The 1,698-nt window shown below is 71.4% G+C and carries 3 protein-coding genes; all 3 read right to left on the bottom strand.

The genetic code is table 11. The annotated features are described in order from the left end of the window. On the bottom strand, positions 1-287 hold a 287-nt coding region (locus tag BACI9J_RS22630), incomplete at its 3' end, for an ABC transporter substrate-binding protein (RefSeq protein WP_201296715.1). Between the two features lie 11 nt (positions 288-298). Beyond that, positions 299-1,219 carry an ABC transporter ATP-binding protein gene (locus tag BACI9J_RS22625; protein WP_159736641.1) on the bottom strand — a complete coding sequence of 307 codons (921 nt, stop codon included), beginning with the start codon at positions 1,217-1,219 and terminating at the stop codon, positions 299-301. Beyond that, on the bottom strand, positions 1,216-1,698 hold a 483-nt coding region (locus tag BACI9J_RS22620), incomplete at its 5' end, for an iron chelate uptake ABC transporter family permease subunit (RefSeq protein ID WP_159736640.1). The genes BACI9J_RS22625 and BACI9J_RS22620, both read right to left, overlap by 4 nt.

Raw genomic sequence — 1,698 nt, 5'->3', positions numbered from 1 at the left:
TCCTTCGCCATCGTCAGCTGCCCGAGGGTGCCGACGGGCTTGAGGCCGTACTCGATGAACGACAGGGCGATGTCGTTCAGCACGACGACGCGCTTCGGCGTGTGGTCGACCGTGACGGTCGCGCCGGTTGCGTCCTGGTACGACCACGCCTTCGACGCGGCGGTGCCGCCGTCGGAGTCGGAGTCGTTCGAGTTGCCGGTGGTCGAGCAGCCGGTCAGGAGGAGTGCCGAGACGGTCACGGAGGTCAGGAGGGCGGCGCGCAGGTGGCCACGTCGGGAGGTCTTCACATTAGGAGAGGCTAACCTAACTTTCCGGCACTCGCCAGCACGTCTTCGGTTTTCGTGCGTGTGACGGTGTGCTCGGTTCCGGCGCTCGGGAGCGGGTCGTGCTCGTCCGCTTCGGGCACGATCATCGGCGCACCGGTCACGGGGTCGGGGAACACCCGGGCGTGCAGGCCGAACGCGTGCTCGAGCAGTGCCGGGGTGAGGACCTCGTGCGGTGTGCCGTCGGCCACGACCCCGCCGTCGTGCAGCACCACGAGCCGGTCCGAGTACCGCGCCGCCAGCGACAGGTCGTGCAGCACCATCACGATCGTCGACCCCTGCTCGCGGTTCAGCCGTCGGACGAGCCGCAGGACCTCGAGCTGGTGCGCGAGGTCCAGGTAGGTCGTCGGCTCGTCGAGCAGGAGCGTCTCGGCCTGCTGCGCGACGACCATGGCGATCCAGGCGCGCTGGCGCTGTCCGCCGGACAGGCTCGTGACGTCACGGTGCGCGACCTCGGTCAGGCCGGTGGCGGCGATCGCGTCCTCGGCGACGGCGGCGTCCTCGGCGGTCCATGGCTTCGCCCACGACTGGTGCGGGTTCCGGCCGCGCATCACCAGGTCGAGCACGCTGGTGCCGGCCGGGGCGACGGGGGACTGCGGCAGGATCGCGAGCTTGCGGGCGACCTGGCGGTTCGGCTCCTTGCGGATCGGGGCGCCGTTGAGCAGGACCTCGCCGGCCTGCGGCTTGAGCACGCGGCCGAACGCCTTGAGCAGGGTCGACTTGCCGCAGCCGTTCGCGCCGAGGAACGTCGTGACGGTGCTGCGTTCGATGCGCAGGTGCAGGTCGCGCAGGACCGGCTGGCGGTCGTAGCCGACGGACAGGCCCTGGGCTTCGAGCACGCTGTCGTGCTCGTGCTCGTGCTCGTGCTGGTGGTCGCGGTCGTGCGCTGTTGTCATCGGGACATCTCCTTGCGGTGACGGACGAGGAGCCAGATCAGGTACGGCGCCCCGATCACGGTGGTGATGATGCCGACCGGCACCTGCCACGGGAACGCGGAACGGGACAGCAGGTCGGCGGCGAGCACGAGCACGGCTCCCAGAGCACCGGCGAGCAGCAGCGGCGGCCGGTTCGTGCCGGCGAGCCGGAGCCCGACCTGCGGCACGACGAACGCGACGAAGCCCACCGGTCCCGCGGCGGCCACGGCGGCGGCGGTCAGCACGACCGCGAGTGCGATGACGAGCAGCCGGTGTCGCTGGACGCCGAGTCCGACGCCGGTCGCGACCTCGTCGCCGAGCTGCCCGATGCCGAGTGCCGCACTCGTCGCGAGTGCGATCGGCACCGCGACCACGGCCACCAGGAGCAGCGGCCAGACGCTCTCCCACGAGGTGCTCGACAGGCTGCCGACCAGCCACTGCGAGGCCGCGGTCGCGACCGT

Origin of the sequence: Arthrobacter sp. 9V (genome assembly GCF_902506065.1) — a bacterium.
Classification (GTDB): Bacteria; Actinomycetota; Actinomycetes; order Actinomycetales; family Micrococcaceae; genus Arthrobacter.
The sequence above is the reverse complement of the archived record's forward strand: the minus strand, read 5'-3'. Positions and strand labels throughout refer to the sequence as shown.

Bases quoted from the DNA above. Each gene is read 5' to 3' on its own strand.
- BACI9J_RS22625 (WP_159736641.1), bottom strand. From the start codon at position 1,219: ATGACAACAGCGCACGACCGCGACCACCAGCACGAGCACGAGCACGAG.